The 22740-nt window shown below is 59.4% G+C and carries 20 protein-coding genes, 2 tRNA genes and 1 pseudogene; 10 read left to right on the top strand and 13 right to left on the bottom strand.

The features are described 5' to 3' along the window. Positions 1 to 97: 97 nt before the first annotated feature. Positions 98 to 1006, bottom strand: coding sequence for an MBL fold metallo-hydrolase (locus tag FHW77_RS16455; protein WP_004440431.1), 909 nt, complete (start codon positions 1004 to 1006; stop codon positions 98 to 100). Positions 1007 to 1209: 203 nt separating this feature from the next. Here FHW77_RS16455 and FHW77_RS16450 point away from each other — a divergent pair. Further along, positions 1210 to 1284: transfer RNA gene (locus FHW77_RS16450), tRNA-Gln, on the top strand. Positions 1285 to 1296: 12 nt separating this feature from the next. On the opposite strand, the pseudogene FHW77_RS27055 reads toward FHW77_RS16450, so the two are convergent. From FHW77_RS27055 to FHW77_RS16430, 4 genes and pseudogenes are all read right to left on the bottom strand, one after another. Beyond that, positions 1297 to 1589 (bottom strand): annotated as a pseudogene (locus tag FHW77_RS27055) (type II toxin-antitoxin system RelE/ParE family toxin). After that, a complete protein-coding gene (locus FHW77_RS16440; protein WP_004440433.1) occupies positions 1579 to 1860 on the bottom strand; it encodes a type II toxin-antitoxin system ParD family antitoxin in 282 nt (93 codons plus the stop codon). Before FHW77_RS16440 ends, FHW77_RS27055 begins: the two are co-directional and overlap by 11 nt. A 142-nt stretch (positions 1861 to 2002) precedes the next feature. Beyond that, positions 2003 to 3736 carry a malate dehydrogenase (quinone) gene (gene mqo, locus FHW77_RS16435; protein ID WP_034495922.1) on the bottom strand — a complete coding sequence of 578 codons (1734 nt, stop codon included), beginning with the start codon at positions 3734 to 3736 and terminating at the stop codon, positions 2003 to 2005. Positions 3737 to 4116: 380 nt separating this feature from the next. After that, positions 4117 to 4539, bottom strand: coding sequence for a hypothetical protein (locus FHW77_RS16430; RefSeq protein WP_004440437.1), 423 nt, complete (start codon positions 4537 to 4539; stop codon positions 4117 to 4119). 264 nt (positions 4540 to 4803) lie between these two features. Between FHW77_RS16430 and FHW77_RS16425 the strand changes: the two genes are divergently transcribed. Further along, positions 4804 to 4880: transfer RNA gene (locus FHW77_RS16425), tRNA-Pro, on the top strand. A gap of 731 nt (positions 4881 to 5611) precedes the next feature. Here the strand turns inward: FHW77_RS16425 and cysN are convergent. The 3 genes from cysN to FHW77_RS16410 are packed head-to-tail and all read right to left on the bottom strand — an operon-like array spanning position 5612 to position 8856. Next, a complete protein-coding gene (cysN, locus tag FHW77_RS16420) occupies positions 5612 to 7093 on the bottom strand; it encodes a sulfate adenylyltransferase subunit CysN (RefSeq protein WP_004440439.1) in 1482 nt (493 codons plus the stop codon). Continuing rightward, complete coding sequence (cysD, locus tag FHW77_RS16415) at positions 7093 to 8046, bottom strand: sulfate adenylyltransferase subunit CysD (RefSeq protein WP_004440441.1); 954 nt, start codon at positions 8044 to 8046, stop codon at positions 7093 to 7095. Before cysD ends, cysN begins: the two co-directional genes overlap by 1 nt. 27 nt (positions 8047 to 8073) lie before the next feature. Beyond that, entirely contained in the window at positions 8074 to 8856 is a 783-nt protein-coding gene (locus FHW77_RS16410) for a phosphoadenylyl-sulfate reductase (protein WP_161794428.1), read from the bottom strand. A 204-nt stretch (positions 8857 to 9060) separates the two neighbouring features. On the opposite strand from FHW77_RS16410, the gene FHW77_RS16405 reads away from it, so the two are divergent. From FHW77_RS16405 to FHW77_RS16385, 5 genes are all read left to right on the top strand, one after another. Continuing rightward, entirely contained in the window at positions 9061 to 9501 is a 441-nt protein-coding gene (locus FHW77_RS16405) for an RrF2 family transcriptional regulator (RefSeq protein ID WP_004440445.1), read from the top strand. 245 nt (positions 9502 to 9746) lie between these two features. Beyond that, positions 9747 to 10772, top strand: coding sequence for a sulfate ABC transporter substrate-binding protein (locus FHW77_RS16400; protein ID WP_004440447.1), 1026 nt, complete (start codon positions 9747 to 9749; stop codon positions 10770 to 10772). A gap of 198 nt (positions 10773 to 10970) precedes the next feature. Then, complete coding sequence (gene cysT, locus FHW77_RS16395) at positions 10971 to 11828, top strand: sulfate ABC transporter permease subunit CysT (RefSeq protein ID WP_004440449.1); 858 nt, start codon at positions 10971 to 10973, stop codon at positions 11826 to 11828. Then, positions 11821 to 12693, top strand: a complete 873-nt coding sequence (gene cysW, locus FHW77_RS16390) for a sulfate ABC transporter permease subunit CysW (protein ID WP_004440450.1) — start codon at positions 11821 to 11823, stop codon at positions 12691 to 12693. The genes cysT and cysW overlap by 8 nt, the downstream gene beginning before the upstream one ends. A gap of 11 nt (positions 12694 to 12704) precedes the next feature. After that, positions 12705 to 13745 carry a sulfate/molybdate ABC transporter ATP-binding protein gene (locus tag FHW77_RS16385; RefSeq protein WP_004440452.1) on the top strand — a complete coding sequence of 347 codons (1041 nt, stop codon included), beginning with the start codon at positions 12705 to 12707 and terminating at the stop codon, positions 13743 to 13745. A 665-nt stretch (positions 13746 to 14410) separates the two neighbouring features. Here the strand turns inward: FHW77_RS16385 and FHW77_RS16380 are convergent. From FHW77_RS16380 to FHW77_RS16370, 3 genes are all read right to left on the bottom strand, one after another. Then, on the bottom strand, positions 14411 to 15424 hold the full coding sequence (locus FHW77_RS16380; RefSeq protein WP_004440457.1) for an NAD(P)H-quinone oxidoreductase: 1014 nt from the start codon (positions 15422 to 15424) through the stop codon (positions 14411 to 14413). Positions 15425 to 15511: 87 nt separating this feature from the next. Beyond that, a complete protein-coding gene (locus tag FHW77_RS16375; RefSeq protein ID WP_004440459.1) occupies positions 15512 to 17314 on the bottom strand; it encodes a GGDEF domain-containing protein in 1803 nt (600 codons plus the stop codon). A gap of 168 nt (positions 17315 to 17482) precedes the next feature. After that, on the bottom strand, positions 17483 to 17719 hold the full coding sequence (locus FHW77_RS16370; protein WP_004440460.1) for a ribbon-helix-helix domain-containing protein: 237 nt from the start codon (positions 17717 to 17719) through the stop codon (positions 17483 to 17485). Between the two features lie 370 nt (positions 17720 to 18089). Here FHW77_RS16370 and betI point away from each other — a divergent pair, with 370 nt between their 5' ends. The 3 genes from betI to betA all read left to right on the top strand — a co-directional run bounded on the left by betI (position 18090) and on the right by betA (position 22078). After that, entirely contained in the window at positions 18090 to 18710 is a 621-nt protein-coding gene (gene betI, locus FHW77_RS16365; RefSeq protein ID WP_004440462.1) for a transcriptional regulator BetI, read from the top strand. An 11-nt stretch (positions 18711 to 18721) separates the two neighbouring features. Continuing rightward, complete coding sequence (gene betB, locus FHW77_RS16360) at positions 18722 to 20203, top strand: betaine-aldehyde dehydrogenase (RefSeq protein WP_004440464.1); 1482 nt, start codon at positions 18722 to 18724, stop codon at positions 20201 to 20203. Positions 20204 to 20428: 225 nt separating this feature from the next. After that, complete coding sequence (betA, locus tag FHW77_RS16355) at positions 20429 to 22078, top strand: choline dehydrogenase (protein ID WP_004440466.1); 1650 nt, start codon at positions 20429 to 20431, stop codon at positions 22076 to 22078. 3 nt (positions 22079 to 22081) lie between these two features. On the opposite strand, the gene FHW77_RS16350 is transcribed toward betA, so the two are convergent. Further along, complete coding sequence (locus tag FHW77_RS16350; protein ID WP_004440468.1) at positions 22082 to 22381, bottom strand: type II toxin-antitoxin system RelE/ParE family toxin; 300 nt, start codon at positions 22379 to 22381, stop codon at positions 22082 to 22084. After that, positions 22378 to 22653 carry a YlcI/YnfO family protein gene (locus FHW77_RS16345; protein ID WP_004440470.1) on the bottom strand — a complete coding sequence of 92 codons (276 nt, stop codon included), beginning with the start codon at positions 22651 to 22653 and terminating at the stop codon, positions 22378 to 22380. Before FHW77_RS16345 ends, FHW77_RS16350 begins: the two co-directional genes overlap by 4 nt. Between the last annotated feature and the right edge of the window lie 87 nt (positions 22654 to 22740).

Below are 22740 nucleotides of genomic sequence, written 5' to 3'. Positions count from 1 at the left end.
CCCCGGCGGGGAGAAGAAACAGGTGGCACCCGCTCGCTCCCCACAGAAGGGGCGGCAATCACGAAAGCACCTTGAGAGCTGGCTAGTAAAAACCCCGTCACGCCGGGAAATATTCACCCGTGAGCGAAGGCGCGCCATCCGTCCGAACTTCGCCCTTCTCGATCAGATCCTCGATATGCGCCAGCACGGAAAGTGCCGCCGCCCCATGCAGACGCTTGTCGGTGCTGGCATAGATCACCTTCACCATATCGGCGATCAGCCTGTCGCCGTCCCTGATCCGCTTCAACACCGCCTTTTCCCGCATGCGGCGGTGGGCGCGCAAGCCCCGCATGAAGGCTGCGGGATCGGTGACCGGGCCGCCGTGGCCGGGCAGGAACAACCGGTCGTCGCGGGTGAGCAACCGCTCCAGTGAAGCCATGTAGTCGCTCATCGCCCCATCAGGCGGCGCGACGATCGTGGTGGCCCAGGCCATGACGTGATCGGCCGAAAAGACGATGCCGCTGCCCTCAAGCGCAAAGGCGGCGTGGTTGGCGGTGTGGCCCGGCGTATGCAGCGCCGTCAATGTCCAGCCGTCGCCGGAAAGGCTCTGCCCGTCGCCCAGCGCAATGTCGGGCGCGAAAGCCGTATCGGAACTTTCGGCAAAGGGATTGGTCTCGCCCACATGCAGCGGCCGGGCGGCGCGGTGAGGGCCTTCAGCCACCGTCAGCGCCCCGGTCGCCTGCGCCAGCCTGCGGGCAAGCGGCGAATGATCGCGATGGGTGTGGCTGACGAAGATGTGCGTGACTTCGCGCCCTTCGAGCGCGGCCATCAGCGCCCGAAAATGCGCCTCGTCCTCCGGGCCGGGATCGATGACGGCGACGGAACGGTCGCCGACAATATAGGAATTGGTGCCATGGAAGGTGAAGGCGGAAGGATTGTTGACGGTGATGCGCTGGATGAGCGGGGCGACGGGAACCGCCTCGCCATAGGCCGGCTGGAAATCGAGATCGAATGCCGGGTCCGCCATCGAGACCTCCTGAAAAAATGCTATGCATGCTTGCGCCGCGGCCTCATCCGCGTCACGGCCAAGCCCTAACATGCGAACTTCGACACGGCACCCAAAAAGCTTGAATTTTGTGAAAAAATTGGTCGCCGGGTCATTGCCGCGCCGGGCAGGCTTTGCTAATCAGGCGCGGTTCAGGCAGCGGCGTTTCGCTTTCGCTGCCCTGTTGGGGCGTCGCCAAGCGGTAAGGCACCGGTTTTTGGTACCGGCATTCCCAGGTTCGAATCCTGGCGCCCCAGCCATCTATCCCCAAGTCAGAACAACGTTCGCAGGTTCCGGCGACCGTCGATCACGCGAACGATTTCCACGGAATATATTTCGCCGCCATCGGTATCCGGCACGGTTTCGTAGAGAATGATGTAAGGCGCTTCAACCAGCATGCGGGCGGATGGGAAAATTTCCGGGCGGCGCTCGCCGAGGTGAGGATGGTCGACCAAGCGCTCCGCTTTGGCGCGGAACGGCAAGGCGCTGTGATTTGCCGATATCGATATAGATTTTTCTTCACATCGCTGCGCGCGCGGGGCGACCAGACAAGTTTAATGGTCACGATTTTTCAACGAGGCCAGTTCTGCACGCGCTTCATTGAGCGCCTCGTCGAAATCCACTTCGGTTGAATTGCCACTGGCTTTGCCTTCGGTCCATAATGCGCGCAGCTTGGCAATGTCGTCGCGTCGCTGAACCCATTTTGCCGACCAGTCTCGTATCGCTTCACGGATGACTTCGCTGCTGCTGGCATAAGCACCGCTTTCCACGGCGTCACGCAAGATTTCGGCGTGCTGGGGAGTCATCGAGACGCTGATCTTTTCAACATTGGCCATCTAAGCTCTCCATCGAATTGGTAGCAACTATTACCACCAAGAGGATTGGCCGACGAGATATTTCAGTATCAAGAATTAGATCAACAAAAAACGCCGCGCATCCAGAGACACGCGGCGTCCAATCCTAAATCGCACCTAAACTTTAAAGCGCGATATCAGGCACCTTCTTCACGGGTGCACCCGCAGGCGCCGCACCGGCGCCCTTCAGGGCCTCAAGATCGATCTGCGGCGGGGTCGGCAGCTGCAGGTGCTCGGCGGTGTAGGCCCATTCCTCACGTACCTTTTCCGGGTCGTCATTGAGCTTGGTGCCGTAGCTCGGCACGATCTGGCGCAGCTTTGCCTGCCATTCCGGCGTTGCCACCTTGTCCTTGAAGACCTTTTCCAGAACGCTGAGCATGATCGGCGCAGCGGTGGAAGCGCCCGGCGAAGCGCCGAGCAGGCCGGCGATGCTGCCGTCCCCAGCGGAGACGACTTCGGTTCCGAGCCGCAGCACGCCGCCTTTTTCCTCGTCGCGCTTGATGATCTGCACGCGCTGGCCTGCCTGCCAGAGACGCCATTCGCCCTGCTTGGCATTCGGGAAATATTCCTTCAGCGCAGCAAAGCGGTCGTCATCCGACATCATCAGCTGGCCGGCGAGATATTCGACCAGCGGATATTCATCGATGCCGACGCGCACCATCGGCCAGGCATTGCTGGTTGTTACGGAGGAGACGAGATCGAAATAGGAGCCTTCCTTCAGGAACTTGGTCGAGAAGGTGGCGAAAGGTCCGAAGAGGATGACGCGTTTGCCGCCCAGCACCCGGGTATCGAGGTGCGGCACCGACATGGGCGGCGAGCCCACCGAGGCCTTGCCATAGGCCTTGGCCAGATGCTGCATCGTCACATCGGGGTTCTCGTTGATGAGGAACGAGCCGCCGACAGGGAAACCGGCATAATCATCCGCTTCCGGAATGCCGGACATCTGCAGCAGATGCAGCGCGCCGCCGCCGGCGCCGATGAACACGAATTTCGCATCCACCACCTGTTCGGCATCGGTCTTGGTGTTGGTATAGGTCACGCGCCAGCTGCCATCGGCGTTGCGCTGGATGTCGGAAACCTCGCTATTGACCTGCAGGTCGAAATTCTGGTCGCTCTGCAGATGCGAGACGAATTGGCGGGTGATTTCGCCAAATTCCATGTCGGTGCCGAGCGGCGACCAGGTTGCGCCGATCTTCTGGGAAGGATCGCGGCCTTCCATCATCAGCGGCACCCACTTCTTGATCTGCTCGGGATCGGTGGAGAACTCCATGCCCGCGAAAAGCGGGCTCGCCTTCAGCGCCTGATAGCGCTTTTCCAGATAGGCGACGTTCTCGTCACCCCAGACGAAGCTCATATGCGGCGTGTGGTTGATGAAGGAGCGCGGGTTCTTCAAAACGCCGTTGCGCACCTGCCATGCCCAGAACTGCCGGGAAATCTGGAAGGATTCGTTGATGTTGATCGCCTGGCTGATCTTGATGTTGCCCTTGTCGTCTTCAGGCGTGTAGTTCAGCTCGGCAAGCGCGGAATGGCCGGTGCCGGCATTGTTCCAGCCGTTGGAGCTTTCAAGCGCCACGCCGTCCAGCCGCTCCAGCATCTGCATCGACCAGGTGGGCTCCAGCTCGCGCAGCCACACACCGAGCGTCGCGCTCATGATGCCGCCACCGATGAGAAGCACGTCGACCTTCTTGGCAGTCGTATTGGCGAGAAGCGCGGAAGAGGGCAGCGCTGCTGCGGCAAGTCCGGCGAGAGCACCACCAAGAACCTGTCTGCGGTTCATCGGCAATGCGTGGGAGAGGGAAGTTTCCTCGGAGAGATCAGTGAGCTGGGATTTGTCTTGATCGATGGGAGTCACGGCCATACCTGATTCTTGTTTTGTGTTAAAAACACTCCTCCCGATCGCCCCGTTATAGCAAAGCGCAAACCGGCACAACCCGGACTCATCCACTCCAGTTCAAGCGGTTTTGTGCGGATTTTGCCGTGGCGGACGGCCGATTTCACGGTTTTGCCGATTATCGTTTTGATGATTGTTAAGATAAGTCGCGGCTTTCAAACGGTTGAAAGCGTTCCCTGGCGGGATTTTGCCAAAAACGCAGCGCCAGCACCCTTTCCACTGAGTTACGATCCGCAAGGTGCCGCTTCAGGCACAATTTTTTTCAGAATAATGACGGAAATCCCGAAAAAGTGAAAAGGCCCACCGGTTCGGGCAGGCCTTCGCGCATTTTGGCTTGTGGCTGACGATCAGTTGGCGGCGAGGAATTCCGCGCAGTAGCTCGGACCGTTGACGCCCGGGCGATCGGAGATCGTGCGGACGGCGGTGATCTTGTAATCGCTGGAGACGACCAGCTGCACCGTGCAGGAAAGGGAGGCGGTGCGGGCGGGCGAAATCTGCCGGCCTTTTTTGCCATCCTTGGCTTCTTCGAACTTCGCCGGAATCGTCGCCTTCTTGTAGCCGCCGCGCCAGTTGTAGACGGTGGAACTGCCGCTTTCGGTGTCGCTCAGCGGCGGGCCGAATTTGGCGAAGAAAATACCTGCGGACTGGCCGACCCAACGGGTCTCAACCGGGCTCTTCTGGGTGAAGGAGGGCGTGGAGCCATCGGTGGAAGTGGTGCAGGCCGAGAGCGCAATGGCAAACGCTGCAAGCGTTACGCTGCGAAATAGCATGGTGAAATGTCCTTTGTGCCGTGTCCGGCATCCCGCCGGTCATTCCGTTCCCCTAGCAGATTTGGCGGCGGCGGGCAGGGGAGCTGTGCGGCCCGATGAAAATTTCCTGCCACAATTGCTTTTTTGTAACGTTTTGAAGCCTTCCGCCCGGTGCCGCCGGTGCCTGCCGGGGCTGTTTCAGCAGGTGGGGAAAACTTGTCATAAAAAATGCAATAAGCCGCTTGTCGAATGCCGGAGGCTGGTCTATAGAAGCGCCGCTGGTCACGGAGTGTAGCGCAGTCTGGTAGCGCACCACGTTCGGGACGTGGGGGTCGGAGGTTCGAATCCTCTCACTCCGACCAGCTAGAAGCCCGATAAATCAGCGGCTTGCAAAAAATCCCGATACTTGCTGAAAACCTCCATATCAAATCGTCATACATCAACCGGACCGGTCGCATCAGAGCCGGTTTGAATGCATTCGTCGCCCATGCCTCGGAGCCCAGTTGGGTAGGTTGTCGCAACTTCCTGCGCTTCCACTTTTCCGTATGCGCGAATAAAAGAGGCCCGTCGCTCCGCCAAGCGCCAGGCCCCAATGTCGCGGCCTGTTTCAGGGGACGCGCGACACGGACCGTCTTAGAAGTGTCAATTCAGGTCCACAATCCAAGAAGTTACCCGTGACAGTCGCGAGCCCCGAGTTTCAGGGCCATCGCCGTCATCAACTTATCGCGATCAAAAAAGAGGCCCGCTGCATTTTCAAGCAACGAGCCTCTGTTCGGCCGCTTGGCGGAGCGACCGAGGGCAAATTCGCCTTTTGCCCATGAACGCCGAATGAACGAGCGCCCTTCTGCGCCGCCGAGAAACAACCCGTAAAAATCCGGAAAGCAGATGGATCGGAAAGCTTCCTCAGCCGTTATCCAAACATACAACAATGGAGGATAACATGCTGAAGGGTATTGCACTGTGGGCTATGGGCGTTCCGATCTTCGTGATCATTCTGCTTTATATGTTCGTGTTTTAAGTCGCATCTGACGACTGGACTCAAACAAAAAGGCGACCACACCGTGGTCGCCTTTTGTCGTTCATGCCGGCATTCTCAGTCGAGATCGCTGATGAGCCGTGAGGCTGTTGCCGCATCCGTGCGCCGAATGTCGATCTCGTCGCGGTGCTTTGCAAGAAGCTCGCTCGCCAGCAGCTTTTCCGCGAGATCGGCAGGCAGCGAGAGAATGACCCGGTCGCCTTTTTCTTCCGTCGCGCCAGTACTGCGCTTTCCTGAAATCATGCCGCCCGCCACCGTATTGTTGGTGTCGGGGTCGATCAGGATGAAGGAACCCGTCGAGCGGTTCTGCTCATAGGGATCGAAGATCGCCGTCTCATCGAAGGAAAGCCTGACCTTGCCGATGGCGTTCATCGGAAGCGACGTTTCATGCGCCTGCCATTCGCCTTCCTTGAGGTTCAGCTGGCTGACGGGCTGAACACTGACACGCTGTCGGCGGCTGCCGCTTTTCAGCCAGTAGCGCTTGCCGGCCTCGATGCCTCCGGGCTGCAAAGCCACGATCTGCGCGTCGAAGGCAAGGCCAGTCTGAGGCTGCGCCTCGATGGAGACAATCATGTCGCCGCGCGAGACGTCCACCTGACGATCGAGCACCAGCGTGACGGCATCACCCGCCACGGCGGCATTGCGCACCAGATCGAACGTGACGATCTGCTTGACGTTGGCGACCATGCCGGAAGGCAGGATAACCACGCTGTCGCCCGGCTTAACCGAACCGCCCGCAACCGTGCCCTGATAACCGCGGAAGCTTTCGCCGGGACGCGAGACGCGTTGTACGGGAAAGCGGAAGCCGCCCGATTGCGCGGAGCGAACGGTCGCCAGTTCCAGCGTTTCCACCAGCGTCGGGCCTTCATACCAGGGCATGGAAGCCTTGCCTGACAGAACGACGTTTTCACCTTTCAACGCCGACATCGGAATGGCGGTTATCTGCTTGATGCCGAGATCGGATGCGAAATCGCGGAACTCGTGGGCGATCAGTTCGAAACCGGCCTTGTCATAATTGGTCAGGTCGATCTTGTTGACGGCCAGCACGAATTGCCGGATGCCCATCAGCGCCGCGATGGTGGCGTGGCGGCGGGTCTGTTCCAGAATGCCGGTGCGCGCATCGACGAGCAGCACGGCGAGATCGGCCGTGGAAGCGCCGGTCGCCATGTTGCGGGTATATTGCTCATGGCCGGGCGTGTCGGCCACGATGAAGGCGCGCCTGTCAGTGGCGAAATAACGATAGGCGACATCGATGGTGATGCCCTGCTCGCGCTCCGCCTGAAGACCGTCGAGCAGCAGCGCGAAATCAGGCAGGCCGAGATCGTTCTGCTTGCCGCTGTCGCGGTGCAGGGTCGCGGCCTGGTCTTCCTTGACGGCCTTGGTGTCCCAGAGGAGACGGCCGATCAGGGTCGATTTGCCGTCATCCACGCTGCCGCAGGTGATGAGACGAAGCGGGCGGGTGTCGCGCGCTGCTTTCGAATGTTCGGCAAAGGGCAAAATGGTGGCCGTGGAAATGTTGGTGGTGGCAGAGGCGGTCATCAGAAATACCCCTCGCGCTTCTTTTTCTCCATGGAGCCGGACTGGTCGCGGTCAATCGCGCGGCCCTGACGTTCGGAAACGGTGGCGATTTCGAGCTCGGCAATCACATCCTGAAGCGTCGCCGCCTCGGAACGGATCGCACCGGTGAGCGGGAAGCAGCCGAGCGTGCGGAAGCGGATCGAGCCACGCTTGATCTCTTCACCGGGCAGAAGCTCCAGGCGCTCGTCTTCAGCAAGGATCATCATGCCGTCGCGCTCGATATAGGGGCGCTCGGCGGCGTAATAGAGCGGCACCAGCGGGATGTTTTCCGCCTCGATGTAACGCCAGATATCCACTTCGGTCCAGTTGGAGAGCGGGAAGGCGCGCACGCTTTCGCCCTTGCGGACCATGCCGTTATAGATGTTCCACAGTTCCGGCCGCTGGTTGCGCGGGTCCCACTTATGGTCGGGCGTGCGGAAGGAGTAGATGCGTTCCTTGGCGCGGCTTGCCTCTTCGTCACGGCGCGCACCGCCGAAGGCGGCGTCGAACTGGCCGGCATCCAGCGCCTGGCGCAGCGCTTCCGTCTTCATGATGTCGGTGTAAAGCGCCGAGCCGTGGGTGAAGGGCGTGATGTTTTCCGCCGCGCCGCGCGGATTGGTATGGGAGATCAGCTCCAGATCGTATTCCTTGACGATATTGTCGCGGAATTCGATCATCTCCTTGAACTTCCAGCCGGTATTGACGTGCAGCAGCGGGAAGGGAATGCGGCCGGGGAAGAACGCCTTGCGCGCGAGATGCAGCAGCACGGACGAGTCCTTGCCGATGGAATAGAGCATCACGGGCTTGTCGAATTCGGCTGCGACTTCGCGAAAGATATGAATAGCTTCGTTTTCAAGCGCCTTCAGATGGGGATCGAGCGGCGGCTTGGATGCGACAGTATTCTTGCTGTCCGTCTCGTGGACTGCGTTGGACATTGTGAACTCCGGGAATGTACTGAATGATTATCGTTGCGGGATGGCGGAGGTAACGGAGGTCTGCTCCGCACCGGCGACGTGAAGACCGCATTCGCGCTTCTCGTCGTTTTCCCACCACCATCGTCCGGCGCGCTCAGGCTCACCGGGCTTGATGGCGCGCGTACACGGCTCGCAGCCGATGGACGGGTAACCGCGCTGATGCAACGGATTGATGGGGATGTTCTCCTGGGCGACATGCGCCTTGATGAGGTCGATATCCCAATCAGCCAAAGGGTTGATCTTGATGAGATTGCGATCCGCATCGAATTCGGCAAACGGCGTCGTGGCGCGATTGCCCGACTGGCCGCGACGGAGGCCGGTGATCCAGAAGGCTGCACCATCAAGCGCCTTGCCGAGCGGGATCAGCTTTCTGACATGACAGCAGGCATGACGCGCCTCAACGCTTTCATAAAAGCCGTTGAGACCGTATTTTGCGGCGTAGGCGTCTATATCGTCCTGTTCGGGACGGAAACGACGGATTTCGATGCCGAAACGCTCCTCGGTTTCATCGATGAGATCGACGGTTTCCTTGAAAAGACGGCCAGTTTCAAGCGTGACAACGTCGATCGGCAGGCGGTGGGTGCCGATCGCGGCGGTGATGACCTGATCCTCGATGCCGAGGCTGGTGGTGAAGACCGCGCGCCCGCCGAGGCCGGCGATAAACGAAAGCCGACCCGCCAGATCGAGCCCGGCAAGCGTGGCATCGAGGGAAGCGGCATCGGCAGAGGCATTTGCTGAATTGATGGTCATTGTCACGTCCGGGATTTCCATGGCCGATTATTGTTGAAATCGGCGCTTTGGACGAGAAATGACAGTCTTTGTGCGCTGCACTTCAGAGCAAAAATGCCTCTTGCGCGCGTGCTATGAGCAAAAGATGCCCGTTCACCTTGTTCGCAGCCTGGATTTGAATTGTGACAACTTCTGCGCTAAGCCCTGATTGCCGGGTATCCGGGCTTGTGATCTACTGGTTTTACGATGATTTCGCAGAAGGCAAAATATGCGCTGAGGGCGCTTCTCTCGCTGGCCAAGGCCGACGGCGGCTGTCCTGTGCAGATTTCCGACATTGCCCGCGAACAGGCCATTCCGAAAAAGTTCCTGGAGCAGATCCTTCTCGAAATGAAGAAGGAACGCCTTGTCGAAAGCCGGCGCGGCAAGCAGGGTGGTTATCTTCTGGCTCGCCCGGCGGATGATATTACTTTCGGCGAGGTGCTGCGGCTCATTGATGGCCCCCTTGCTCCTCTCCCTTGCCTCTCCCAGACCGCCTATCGCCGCTGCGAGGATTGCGACGGCGAGAAGCAGTGCGAGATCCGCCACGTCTTCGCCCGTGTGGCCGATGCGACGCGCAACATCCTGTTCAACACCACCGTTGCGGATGCGGTGGCGGGTGTCGAAGTGCCCGAGCTTTTGACGGCCTGACGAAAAATTCGTCTAAAACACCTCAATATTTTTCGCCATCGCGGCAAAAAACCGGCAAAAATGTGAAACGCTTTTGCATTCAGCAAAGTTTTACACGACGCTTGTTGCGCCTTTCGCTTATGCTGCGCTGTATTTGTTGCCCGGAGAAACGCTCAAGGGAAACACTTTTTCGATCGTATTCGGCCTCATTGACCAACTCTACTCAACCGGTAGAGTTAAGCCATCGCAATCAGGAGGGAATACCGATGTCCAAGCTTCTGTCCGGTTTGAGCGTTGTCGCGCTCAGCCTCTCACTGGCACTTGGCGCAGCTGGCTCGGCCGCGGCGCAGACCAAGCTGCTGAACGTGTCCTATGATCCGACCCGTGAACTCTATAAGGATTTCAACGAAGCCTTCGCCAAGAAATGGAAGGCCGACACCGGCGAGGACGTCACCATCCAGCAGTCGCATGGCGGCTCCGGCAAGCAGGCCCGTTCGGTCATCGACGGTCTGGAAGCCGACGTCGTGACGTTGGCGCTGCAGAGCGACATCGACGCCATCGTGCAGAATTCCGGCAAGATCAACAAGGACTGGCGCGGCCGCCTGCCGCATAATTCCTCCCCTTACACCTCCACCATCGTTTTCCTCGTTCGCAAGGGTAACCCGAAGGGCATCCATAACTGGGGCGATCTGGTGAAGGGCGACGTACAGATCGTGACGCCGAATCCGAAGACCTCGGGCGGTGCGCGCTGGAACTATCTCGCGGCCTGGGCTTGGGCCAATGAAGAGTTCAAGGGCGACAAGGACAAGATCAAGGCCTATGTCGGCGAGCTCTACAAGCGCGCTCCGGTTCTCGACACCGGCGCCCGTGGTTCCACGGTAACCTTCGCACAGCGCCAGATCGGCGACGTGCTGCTCGCCTGGGAAAACGAAGCCTATCTGGCCGGCCAGGAATTCGGCGCTGACGCTTTCGATATCGTCGTTCCGCCGATCTCGATCCTTGCCGAGCCGCCGGTCGCCGTGGTTGACGCCAATGTCGACGCCAAGGGCACCCGCAAGGCAGCCGAAGCCTATCTGCAATATCTCTATTCCGACGAGGGCCAGAATATTGCGGCCAAGCACTTCTATCGTCCGTCCAACCCGGCCGTTGTCTCCAAGGACCTGCTGAAGCAGCTGCCTGACATCAAGCTCGTCACCATTGACGACCCGATCTTCGGCGGTTGGGCAAAGGCGCAGCCGGAACATTTTGGTGACGGCGGCATCTTCGACCAGATTTACAAGCCCGCGAAGTAAGCGGATGATGGGGTGAACGTAGTCACCCCGTCCCACGGGACAAGACAAATCAGAACCTGATCGACCGGACGCCGTGCCGGTCGATACTTTATAATAAGCGCCGGGGGAATACCGGCTCCCAGAGAGCACCTCCAGGACGGGCAGACCTCGGTTGACTGTCCCGGAAATGTTCAAAAACTAAGATTATCCGGAGCCTTGATGAGCAATAATATTTCCGGAAGCAGGTGGAGGTGGCGGCAGTCGAGCGTCATACCGGGCTTCGGCCTGACGTTTGGTTACACCGTCACCTATCTGTTTCTCATCATTCTTATTCCGCTTGGCGGCCTTATCTGGTCCACGGCGAAACTCGGTTTTGCAGATTTCATTGCGATTGCCACGGATAGCCGTACGCTGAATGCGTTGCGCGTCAGTTTTGGCACGGCGTTCCTCGCCGCATTGGTCAATGTGGTCTTCGGCGTCATCGTCGCCTGGGTTCTCACACGTTACCGCTTTCCCGGTCGCCGCTTCGTGGATGCCATCGTGGACCTTCCCTTTGCGCTTCCAACGGCGGTCGCGGGCATTGCGTTGACGGCGCTTTACGCCAATCGCGGCTGGGTCGGTTCGCTGTTTGAGCCCTATGGCATCAAGATTGCGTTCACGCCGACTGGCATCGTCATCGCGTTGATCTTTATCGGCCTGCCATTCGTGGTGCGCACCGTGCAGCCGGTGATGGAGGAGATCGACCGGCAGGTGGAGGAGGTGGCAGCAACGCTCGGTGCCAATCGTTTCCAGACCATCACCCGCATTCTGTTGCCGAGCCTCACACCCGCCATCCTAACGGGGTTTGCGCTGGCCTTCGCGCGTGGTGTCGGAGAATACGGCTCGGTCATCTTCATCGCCGGCAATATTCCCTACGTCTCGGAAATCGCGCCGCTCCTCATCGTCATCCGGCTGGAGGAGTTCAATTATGCGGCCGCCACCGGCATTGCCACCATCATGCTGATCATCTCCTTTGCCATGCTGTTCCTCATCAATCTCATTCAGGCCTGGAGCCGCAAGAGGTACGGTTATGTCTGAGACTGTTTCCCGCACCACATCCCGGCCGTTCCGCGACCCCGCCAGCGAAAGCCTGCCAGCGCGGCTGGCCCTGATCGCCATCGCCTTCGTCTTCCTCGCTGCATTTCTCGTCCTGCCCCTGGTTTCCGTCTTCTTCGAAGCATTCCGCAAGGGCACGGAAAGCTTCTGGGAGGCGATTTTCGAGCCGGATGCGCTTTCCGCCATTCGCCTGACGCTGCTCGTCGCCGCTATTTCGGTGCCGCTCAACCTCATTTTTGGAGTAGCGGCCGCCTGGGCCATTGCGAAATTCGAGTTCAAGGGCAAGGCATTCCTGATCACGCTGATCGACCTGCCATTCTCGATCTCTCCGGTCATATCAGGTCTGGTCTATGTCATCCTGTTTTCCTCGCACAGCGTGCTCGGCCCATGGCTGAAGAGTTACGGCATCGAGATCCTCTTTGCGGTGCCGGGCATCGTGCTCGCCACCATCTTCGTCACCTTTCCCTTTGTCGCGCGCGAGTTGATCCCGCTGATGCAGGATCAGGGCAATGGTGACGAGGAGGCGGCGATTTCGCTTGGCGCATCCGGCTGGCAGACCTTCTGGTACGTCACGCTGCCGAACATCAAATGGGGCCTGCTTTATGGCGTGCTGCTCTGCAACGCCCGCGCCATGGGCGAGTTCGGCGCCGTCTCGGTGGTTTCAGGCCATATTCGCGGCGAGACCAACACCATGCCGCTGCATGTCGAGATACTCTATAATGAGTACAATATCGGCGCATCCTTCGCCGTCGCGACGCTGCTTGCCGGTCTGGCTCTGGTGACCCTCGTTCTCAAAACCATTCTCGAAATACGCTTTGGCGCGGGCAACGCAGCCGGCAAGCATTGAAAGGCATCTTCATGGAAGTGAAAGTTTCCGGCATCACCAAGCAGTTTGATCGCTTTCCGGCGCTGAACGACGTGTCGCTCAACATTCGCTCGGGCGAGCTGATCGCGCTGCTTGGTCCTTCCGGTTCCGGCAAGACGACGCTGCTGCGTCTGATTGCCGGTCTTGAGCAGCCGACGACGGGCCAGATTTTCTTCGGCGACGAAGACGCCTCGCATCGCACCGTGCAGGAGCGCAATGTCGGTTTCGTTTTCCAGCATTACGCGCTGTTTCGCCACATGACGGTGGCAGACAACATTGCTTTCGGCTTGAAGGTGCGACCCTCCGCCAAGCGTCCGCCAAAAGCGGAAATCCGCAAGCGCGTGTCCGAGCTTCTCGACATGGTGCACCTTTCCGGGCTTGAAAAACGCTACCCCTCGCAGCTCTCGGGTGGCCAGCGCCAGCGGGTGGCGCTCGCCCGCGCCGTCGCCATCGAACCGAAGGTGCTGCTTCTCGATGAACCCTTCGGTGCGCTGGATGCCAAGGTGCGCAAGGAGTTGCGCCGTTGGCTGCGTGAATTCCACGACCGCACCGGCCACACCACCGTCTTCGTCACCCACGATCAGGAAGAGGCGCTGGAACTGGCGGACCGCGTCGTCGTCATGAGTCAGGGCAAGATCGAGCAGGTCGGCACCGCCGATGACGTCTACGACACGCCGAACTCGCCCTTCGTCTTCTCCTTCATCGGCGAATCCTCCAGCCTGCCGGTCACCATCCGTGATGGCCATGTGCTGTTCCAGGGCGAAAGCATCGGCGTAAACGAAAGCGGCACAGGCGAGGGCGAATTGTTCTTCCGGCCGGAAGACGTGGTGCTGACGGACGAAAAGGACGCGCTTTACGGCAAGGTCACCACCTGTCGCCGCCTGGCCGGCACCCGCATCGCCGAAATCGACATCGCCAATAACGGCCATGAACCCTACCACCTCGAGATCGAAGTGCCGCTCAACGCCGCCGTGGCGGTGGGTGCCGAACTGCGGTTCCGCCCGACGCGGTGGAAGGTGTTCGGGAAGAAATAAGGAAGAGGTGACCGCATTTGACGGTCGATGATGTTTCGCTTTCTAACGCGCGCCACGTTTACTCCGATTCCACGTTACACCACGGTTGAAATCATCGACGGTTCTGGGTGTCGTTACCCCCCTCTGTCCTGCCGGACATCTCCCCCTCAAGGGGGGAGATCGGCAGGAGGCTTTCTTGCCACTTCATTTCCAACCGCCGAGATGCGCGAGACCTCGCCACGGAACGATCTCCCCCCTTGAGGGGGAGATGTCCGGCAGGACAGAGGGGGGTAACGACACCCAGAACCGTCGATGGTTTCAACGGCGGTGAACTGCAATCTGATTAAGGAGATTTTCTCGTCGCGAGAGAACCGCACCTGCACTCGAAGCGCAGATTTCTCAATAGCCGAAGCAATAAGCAAAAACGGAAAAGGGCCGCCTGAGCGACCCTTCCATGAGTTTGGTCCTGTTTACAGACCCGGGACTGTTTCTCAACGTTCCGAAGGCAGAAGAGGTTTACAACGAGGGCTGCCCCGTCGAAAACACACCCTTTCCATTGCCTGCACCAGAGACCGAAATCTCACTAGACATTGGATCACCTCCTTCCGATACGTTGAACATAACTAGAAGGTAGTACGATTCGTGAGTAATGCAAGAGGGCTAACTGAGAACTTGCTTTGCGGAATCTAGTCGACCCGCATTACGATCTTGCCGATATGGCTGCTGCTTTCCATCAGCCGGTGCGCTTCCGCAACCTCATCCAGTGTGAAGACGCGGTTGATGACCGGTGCGACCTGGCCGCTTTCGATCAGCGGCCAGACCTGATCCACGAGATCGTCACGGATGGCGCGTTTCTCGTCCGCCGTGCGCGGGCGCATGGTGGAGCCGGTGACGGTCAGGCGCTTGACCATGATCGGCGTGAGGTTGACCTTGTCGGCCACGGCGCCCCCCAGGAAGGCGATGATGGACAGGCAGCCGTCCTTGGCCAGCGCCGCAAGGTTCTTTTCGAAATAGGCAGCACCGATCATGTCGAGAACGACATCGACGCCCTTGCCGCCGGTTTCGGATTTCACGACTTCGGCGAAATCCTCGTCGCGGTAATTGATCGCCCGTTTGGCGCCGAGCTTCACACAGGCCTCGCATTTTTCCGCAGAGCCCGCCGTGGCATAAACTTCCGCGCCAAAGGCTTTGGCAAGCTGGATCGCCGTCGTGCCGATGCCGCTGGTGCCGCCGTGGATGAGCACGGTTTCACCTTCGGTCAGGCCCGCCATCTGGAAGAGATTGGCCCAGACGGTGAAGAAGGTTTCCGGCAAGGCTGCGGCTTTGACGGCGTCGTAACCTTTGGGAAAGGGCAGGGCCTGCCCAGCGGGAACGGCGCAATATTGCGCATAACCGCCGCCATTGGCGAGCGCGCAGACCCTGTCGCCAAGCTTGAATTCATCGACGCCTTCGCCAAGCGCAACAACCTCTCCGGCGATCTCAAGGCCGAGGATCGGACTTGCATCCTTCGGTGGCGGATAGGTGCCCTGGCGCTGCGCGACATCCGGCCGGTTGACGCCTGCTGCCTCGACCTTCACCAGAACCTCGCCTTTCGCGGGCTTCGGCAAAGGCGCTTGCGAAAGACGCATCACTTCCGGACCGCCATGGGAGGGAAGGTCGATGAAACGCATTTTTTCGGGCAGGGTCTTGGGGTCGGGCATGGTCAAGTGCAACTCCTCACTATCGGCGTCGCCTGAAGATGTAGGTCAGATGCGCCGCTTAGGGAAGAAGGCCGTTTGTCACTGGTGTCAATTTGTCTCGCCGAAGACCCGGATGACGAGGCCGCTGTCATTTTCCTTCGCAGCCGCCTTAACGCCCGCGATCTCGCTGCCGATGCGCTCGGGATTTGCGATGATCAATCCTTTGGGCAAGCTCAGAACGCCAATGGAACAGCGCAGAAGCGCGAAGTCCCGCTCATTGCCGTGCCGGTCCTGGCCCTTCATGCAGCCCGCCTCGCGATCCTCGGCCGAATACAGTTCCGCGACATCGTCGTGGAAATCGCTGAGCAGCCGCTCGAGTATTTCCGTCAGGTCTTCCACCGCCCAGTCGCGCACGCCGATGAAGAAGTCATCACCGCCAATATGTCCGAGGAAGCAGTCGCCGGCAAAAAAGTAACGGCGCATCAGTGCCGAAAACAGGGTGATGGCGTGGTCGCCGGCGTTGAAGCCGTATTTGTCGTTGAAGGGTTTGAAGTTGTCGAAGTCGCAATAGCAGAAGAAGCGTGTCTCGTCGCCATCGCTGCAGCGGTCGGCGATGAAGCCGCCAATCGCGCGGTTGCCCGGCAGTGCCGTCAGCGGGTTCTGGTCCTGCGCCATCTTCAACTGTTTTTCATTGATGACCTTGATCAGCGAAGCGGCGGAAACGATACCGGCATAACGCATGTTTTCGGTGAGGATAATGCAGGCGCTGCCGCCCATGCTGGCAAACATGTTCATCAACTGGTCGGCATCGGCATCGAGACCGACGATCGGCGCGGCGTCGACGAAATGGGAGATGGTGCGCTCATAGATCTTGTTCTTGAGCAGGTCACGGCCAAAGGGTCGGTAGATATATTCCTTGAGATGATATTCGTTGATGACGCCGCGCGGTTCGCCGTTGGCATTGAGAACCGGAAAAAACGCCTGCTGCGGGTTTCTCCGGAAGAGCTCGAAGACGCTGTCGACGCTGTCATGTTCGAAGACGGTGGGAAGTCGTTCGATTTCACGGCGGATCAGGATTTCATCCAGAGTCTGGCTGTTGCGCCGCGCCACGCCGATGCGGTTGATGTGGGGAAAGCTCTCCGGCAACTCGCTGGTGAAGACCGTTGGCCTGGCGATCAGCCAGCCCTGCACCAGGTCGACGCCGAATTCGCGACACGTCAGGAACTCCGCTTCCGTTTCAATGCCCTCGGCAATGACCCGCACCCCAAGAACATGGGCAATATTGACGATGCTGCGGACAAGATGCTGCTTGCGCGGGAGATGATCGACGCCGGTGATGAAGTGACGGTCGATCTTCAGATAGTCCAGCGGAAAATCGCACAGAAGCTTCATCTCGCCGTGTCCCGCGCCAAAATCGTCGATCGCCAGCTTGAAGCCCTCTTTCCGCATGCGGGCAATCAGCGTCGTGAATTCGGGGACGCTTGTATTGTCGAAGCGTTCGGAAAGCTCGAAGCAGATGGAGGAGGGGGGAATACCCGCGCGCGCCAGATGGCCCACAAGCTTGTCGAGAATGGCGTCGCCCTGCGCGATCAGCCGCACATCGAGGTTGAGAAACAGGGTGGCGGAGGAAAAGTCAGGCAGGGTGGAGAATTTCGCCAGCGCGCGGCTCGCCAACATCTGCTCGAAAGCCTTGAGTTCGCCGCCCTGCGCCGCCTGGTCGAGAAGCGCCAGCGGATCGGAAAAACCGAGCCGGTCGTGGCCGCGCATCAGTGATTCATAACCGAAAATAGTGCCCGTCGTCGCCTCGACGATCGGCTGAAACGCGGTTTCCAGCACGAGCTTCGCCATGGGAAACATGTGCCCGGAGGCAAATCGCCTTACGGCATCGTTTTCCAGCGTAACGGCCTGCATTTCTGTTCTCCGCTATTACGGCTTTCCTTCCGTGGCTGACGTAAGGAGAGCCTTTCTCTTTTGCGGCGAACAATCGCAGATTACAGGTCAACAAAAGCTTTCACGTCTGTGAAGCTTTGATGAACGTTTTGTTGCAACCCCCTTGATATATGGGGTAGTAGCCGGGCCTCACGCCCGGCGGACATGTCCTGAGTGCGCGGCATAGAGATCGGCCACGTTCAACCGCTCTCGGTCGGCTTCCACGGGTTCCCTGGACTTCGCGCCCATACCGTGTGCGCCAGACGCCGCCCATAATCGCAGCGCTTCCCTGACGACCTCGCTACCGGATGCATAAGCCCCGCAATTGACGGCTTCGCGCATTCTCGCGGCCTGTTCCGGGGAAATCGATACTGTCACCATTGGCATGATATCACTCCCTTCTTTAAACACTGCGAACGGTCATTCGATGCCCGGATGGGTATCGGCTGCCGTCGTGGTCTAGGGCGGGCGTTTTTATTGTCTTTCGTCTGGCGCCGCTTCCAGCGAAATTTGTATCAGCTGGGATATTAGCACGGAACGTGTTCCATTCCCAATTCGCAGTATATCACGGTTTAGTTTTTCCCCCGTGACCGCGCCGGGAGCATGAAGATGATCCTCACGCGCCGGCCATTGCCGAAACCAGGGTCCGTCCGATGAGAAAGAATTGATTTACAGCAAAATAGCGACACGGAATGGCGCATTTTTTATTGATTGATCAGTCAATCAAGAATATTTTGCCGCTCTCAAGGAGATCGTCATGCCCAAGGTCGGAATGGAGCCTCTGCGCCGAAAAGCGCTTGTGGATGCGGCGCTGCGCACCATAGGCCATCATGGCTCGTTGAATGTGACAATGTCTGACATCGCCCGGGAAGCGGGGGTGTCGGCGGCGCTTGCGCATCATTATTTCGGCAGCAAGCAGCAGCTCCTGCTGGAGACCATTCGCAGCCTGCTGCGTGATCTCAGGCGTGATGCGGTGGCGGCGCTGACCCGTGCTTCCGGCCCGCGCGAAAGGCTGAGCGCCATCGTCCATGTCTCCTTCCAGAGCGACCAGTTCACGTCCGAAACGGTGGCGGCATGGCTTGCCTTTTACGTTGAGGCGCAGCGCTCGGAAGAAACCCGCCGGCTGCTGGTGATTTATTCCCGCCGCCTGCGCTCCAACCTCATGGCAAGCCTCAACCGGCTCTGCCCGCCCGATGATGCCGCACGCATTGCAGAAGGGGCGGCGGCGCTGATCGACGGGCTTTACATCAGGCACAGCTTGCGTTCCGCCCCGCTCGGCCTCGCTTCTGCACCGGCGCTGGTCGAAGACTATTTCGACATGCAGCTCAGATCCTTTCCCGATGGACAGCGCGCCAAGCCGTCCATCCGCACTCTCTAGGAGACTTCGACATGACCATCGCCACGCCACTCAGGGCGCAGCCGAAAGCCTCGCATTTCATCGACGGCGATTATGTCGAGGATAATACAGGCACGCCGTTCGACAGCATCTTCCCCGCAACCGGCGAGATCATCGCCCGGCTTCACGCCGCAACGCCGGCGATTGTCGAGCGTGCCATCGCCTCGGCCAAGCGCGCCCAGAAGGAATGGGCGGCAATGAGCCCCATGGCGCGGGGACGCATCCTCAAACGCGCCGCCGATATCATGCGCGAACGCAATGAGGCGCTTTCGACGCTGGAAACGCTGGATACCGGCAAGCCCATTCAGGAAACCATCGTCGCCGATCCGACCTCGGGTGCGGATGCCTTCGAATTTTTCGGCGGTATCGCCCCTTCCGCATTGAATGGCGATTACATCCCGCTCGGCGGCGATTTCGCCTATACGAAACGTGTGCCGCTCGGCGTCTGCGTCGGTATCGGCGCGTGGAACTATCCGCAGCAGATCGCCTGCTGGAAGGCCGCGCCTGCGCTCGTCGCCGGCAATGCCATGGTCTTCAAGCCTTCTGAAAACACCCCGCTCGGCGCGCTGAAGATTGCTGAAATCCTTATCGAAGCGGGTCTGCCCAAAGGCTTGTTCAATGTCATTCAGGGGGATCGTGATACGGGGCCGCTGCTCGTTAATCACCCGGATGTGGCGAAGGTCTCGCTTACCGGCTCTGTGCCGACCGGCCGCAAGGTGGCCGCTGCCGCCGCCGGGCATTTGAAGCATGTCACCATGGAACTCGGCGGCAAGTCGCCGCTGATCGTCTTCGACGACGCCGATATCGAAAGCGCCGTCGGCGGCGCAATGCTTGGCAATTTCTATTCCTCCGGTCAGGTCTGCTCCAACGGCACGCGCGTTTTCGTGCAGAAGAAGGCGAAGGCGCGCTTCCTCGACAACCTGAAAAGCCGCACGGAAGCGATGATCCTCGGCGATCCCCTCGATTACGCCACCCATCTCGGCCCGCTGGTCTCCAAGGCCCAGCAGGAGAAGGTTCTCGGTTATATCGAAAAGGGCAAGGCGGAAGGTGCGACGCTCATCACCGGCGGCGGCATCCCCAACAATGTCGCGGGTGAGGGCGCCTACGTTCAGCCCACCGTGTTCGCTGACGTGACCGACGACATGACGATCGCCCGCGAGGAAATCTTCGGGCCCGTCATGTGCGTGCTGGATTTCGAGGATGAAGACGAGGTTCTTGCCCGCGCCAACGCCACCGAATTCGGGCTGGCCGGCGGCGTCTTTACCGCCGATCTCGCCCGCGCCCACCGCGTGGTGGATCAGCTGGAGGCGGGCACGCTGTGGATCAATACGTACAATCTCTGCCCGGTGGAAATCCCCTTCGGCGGCTCGAAACAATCCGGCTTCGGCCGCGAGAATTCGGCGGCGGCGCTGGAGCATTATAGCGAGTTGAAGACGGTTTATGTGAGCACGGGGAAGGTGGACGCGCCTTATTGAGGTTCAGTGGGTAAGTTCACCCCCTCTGTCCTGCCGGGCATCTCCCCCTCAAGGGGGGGAGATCGGCAAGCGGCGCTACCACCGCTCCATTCGCAAACGTTGAGATGGGCTGAATCCAACCACGAGTCGATCTCCCCCCTTGAGGAGGAGATGCCCGGCAGGGCAGAGGGGGGTGAACCCACCCCAATACATTCATCGGAACCGAAGCCCCAAGTGGAGCAACCAATGCAAGCAGATTACGTCATCGTCGGCTCCGGCTCCGCAGGGTCCGCCATCGCCTACCGCCTGTCGGAAGATGGTCGCTATTCCGTCATCGTCATTGAGGCCGGCGGTTCCGATTTCGGCCCGTTCATCCAGATGCCTGCCGCATTGGCCTGGCCGATGAGCATGAAGCGCTACAATTGGGGTTACCTGTCCGAGCCAGAACCGAACCTCAATAATCGCCGCATCACCGCCCCGCGTGGCAAGGTCATCGGCGGCTCCTCCTCCATTAACGGCCTCGTTTACGTGCGCGGCCATGCCGAGGATTTCAATCGCTGGGAAGAGCTCGGCGCGCAGGGCTGGGCCTATGCGGATGTGCTGCCTTATTTCAAGCGCATGGAACACAGCCATGGCGGCGAGGAAGGCTGGCGTGGCACGGATGGGCCGCTGCATGTGCAGCGCGGGCCGGTCAACAACCCCCTGTTTCACGCCTTCATTCAGGCCGGCGCCCAAGCGGGGTTTGAACTGACGGATGACTATAACGGCTCCAAACAGGAAGGTTTCGGCCTGATGGAGCAGACCATTCACAATGGCCGTCGCTGGTCCGCCGCCAATGCCTATCTCAAACCGGCGCTGAAGCGAGGCAATGTCACGCTGGTCAACGGTTTTGCCCGCAAGATCGTCATCGAGAACGGCCGCGCCGTGGGAGTCGAGATCGAGCGCAGGGGTGTGGTGGAGACCATCCAGGCCGGTCGCGAGGTCATCGTTTCGGCCTCCTCCTTCAATTCGCCGAAGCTGCTGATGCTCTCGGGCATCGGCCCCGCCGCCCATCTGAAACACATGGGCATTGAGGTGAAGGCGGATCGCCCCGGCGTCGGCGCAAATCTCCAGGACCATATGGAGTTTTATTTCCAGCAGGTCTCCACCAAGCCGGTCTCGCTTTATTCGTGGCTTCCGTGGTTCTGGCAGGGTGTGGCCGGTGCGCAATGGCTGCTGTCGAAAGGCGGCCTCGGTGCTTCCAACCAGTTCGAGGCCTGCGCCTTCCTGCGCTCCGCCCCCGGGCTCAAGCAACCTGACATCCAGTATCATTTCTTGCCCGTCGCCATCTCCTATGACGGCAAGGCGGCGGCGAAAAGCCATGGTTTTCAGGCGCATGTCGGCTACAACCTGTCGAAATCGCGCGGCAACGTCACCTTGCGCTCCGCGGATCCCTCAGATGAGCCGGTCATTCGTTTCAACTATATGAGCCACCCCGAGGATTGGGAGAAATTCCGCCACTGCGTGCGCCTCACGCGCGAAATTTTTGGCCAGAAAGCATTCGACGAATTCCGTGGCCCGGAAATCCAGCCCGGTGAAAATATCGAGACCGATGAGCAGATCGATGCCTTCCTGCGCGACCATCTGGAAAGCGCTTACCACCCCTGCGGCACCTGCCGCATGGGCGACAGAAACGACCCGATGGCGGTTGTCGATCCCGAATGCCGCGTGATCGGTGTCGACGGCCTGCGCGTCGCAGACAGCTCGATCTTCCCGCACGTGACCTATGGTAACCTGAACGGCCCCTCCATCATGACGGGCGAAAAGGCCGCGGACCACATTCTCGGCAAAACCCCACTGCCGCGCTCTAATCAGGAACCGTGGGTAAACCCGCGAGCGGCAGTCAGCGACCGGTGAGGGTCAATGATAATCATCCTCGCGCTGGTGGCGGATCGCGAGGATTGTTACCTTTTCAGCATTCTCTATTTCAAAGAGAATGACGTAGCCTGATGAACCGAACGGAATAAGAAACTCACGCAGAAACGGGTTGTCCGCATCAATTTTCCTGCAACTCATTGGAAAATCCGCCAGTGCGGCTATTCCTTTTTCGATTGCCCTATAGGCTCGCTTAGCCGCATGTTTGTCACGGTGAAGGAGATGAGAATATAGGCGCGTTATGTTGTCGCGCGCTCTGTCGGCGAGAAAAACCTGATACGTCACTTGTCGTCGTCTTCAGCGAGCTTCGCGTCAAGCATAGTTTTTAGTTCAGCAAGAACGTCTTCCGCCCTGTGATAAACACCCGTTTTTTTGGCTTCTTCACGTGCCGCCAGCCCGCGGGCAATAAAATCTGCCTGTGACTTGCGGATTTCAACTTCCCTGCGGACCGAATCCTCGACAAATGACGATAGCGTCTCGCCGTCCTTCAGAACGCTTTCTGCCGCTTCGCGGAAATCCGCCGTTACACGCAGCGAAGGCAAAGTTGCGGTTTTCATCTTGTCTCTCCATGCGTTGCATTTGCGATGCACAGCATCTGCCATCTGTCGCAACGAGTCAAATGCAAAACTTGCAATCGCCGGCTG

Origin of the sequence: Agrobacterium sp. RC10-4-1 (genome assembly GCF_014138475.1) — a bacterium.
In the GTDB taxonomy this organism is placed as follows: Bacteria; Pseudomonadota; Alphaproteobacteria; order Rhizobiales; family Rhizobiaceae; genus Agrobacterium; species Agrobacterium pusense.
This window is presented reverse-complemented; position numbering and strand designations above follow the sequence as displayed.

Bases quoted from the DNA above. Each gene is read 5' to 3' on its own strand.
- FHW77_RS16455 (WP_004440431.1), bottom strand. From the start codon at position 1,006: ATGGCGGACCCGGCATTCGATCTCGATTTCCAGCCGGCCTATGGCGAG.
- FHW77_RS16440 (WP_004440433.1), bottom strand. From the start codon at position 1,860: ATGGCCAATGTTGAAAAGATCAGCGTCTCGATGACTCCCCAGCACGCC.
- mqo (WP_034495922.1), bottom strand. From the start codon at position 3,736: ATGGCCGTGACTCCCATCGATCAAGACAAATCCCAGCTCACTGATCTC.
- FHW77_RS16430 (WP_004440437.1), bottom strand. From the start codon at position 4,539: ATGCTATTTCGCAGCGTAACGCTTGCAGCGTTTGCCATTGCGCTCTCG.
- cysN (WP_004440439.1), bottom strand. From the start codon at position 7,093: ATGACCGCCTCTGCCACCACCAACATTTCCACGGCCACCATTTTGCCC.
- cysD (WP_004440441.1), bottom strand. From the start codon at position 8,046: ATGTCCAACGCAGTCCACGAGACGGACAGCAAGAATACTGTCGCATCC.
- FHW77_RS16410 (WP_161794428.1), bottom strand. From the start codon at position 8,856: ATGGAAATCCCGGACGTGACAATGACCATCAATTCAGCAAATGCCTCT.
- FHW77_RS16405 (WP_004440445.1), top strand. From the start codon at position 9,061: ATGATTTCGCAGAAGGCAAAATATGCGCTGAGGGCGCTTCTCTCGCTG.
- FHW77_RS16400 (WP_004440447.1), top strand. From the start codon at position 9,747: ATGTCCAAGCTTCTGTCCGGTTTGAGCGTTGTCGCGCTCAGCCTCTCA.
- cysT (WP_004440449.1), top strand. From the start codon at position 10,971: ATGAGCAATAATATTTCCGGAAGCAGGTGGAGGTGGCGGCAGTCGAGC.
- cysW (WP_004440450.1), top strand. From the start codon at position 11,821: ATGTCTGAGACTGTTTCCCGCACCACATCCCGGCCGTTCCGCGACCCC.
- FHW77_RS16385 (WP_004440452.1), top strand. From the start codon at position 12,705: ATGGAAGTGAAAGTTTCCGGCATCACCAAGCAGTTTGATCGCTTTCCG.
- FHW77_RS16380 (WP_004440457.1), bottom strand. From the start codon at position 15,424: ATGCCCGACCCCAAGACCCTGCCCGAAAAAATGCGTTTCATCGACCTT.
- FHW77_RS16375 (WP_004440459.1), bottom strand. From the start codon at position 17,314: ATGCAGGCCGTTACGCTGGAAAACGATGCCGTAAGGCGATTTGCCTCC.
- FHW77_RS16370 (WP_004440460.1), bottom strand. From the start codon at position 17,719: ATGCCAATGGTGACAGTATCGATTTCCCCGGAACAGGCCGCGAGAATG.
- betI (WP_004440462.1), top strand. From the start codon at position 18,090: ATGCCCAAGGTCGGAATGGAGCCTCTGCGCCGAAAAGCGCTTGTGGAT.
- betB (WP_004440464.1), top strand. From the start codon at position 18,722: ATGACCATCGCCACGCCACTCAGGGCGCAGCCGAAAGCCTCGCATTTC.
- betA (WP_004440466.1), top strand. From the start codon at position 20,429: ATGCAAGCAGATTACGTCATCGTCGGCTCCGGCTCCGCAGGGTCCGCC.
- FHW77_RS16345 (WP_004440470.1), bottom strand. From the start codon at position 22,653: ATGAAAACCGCAACTTTGCCTTCGCTGCGTGTAACGGCGGATTTCCGC.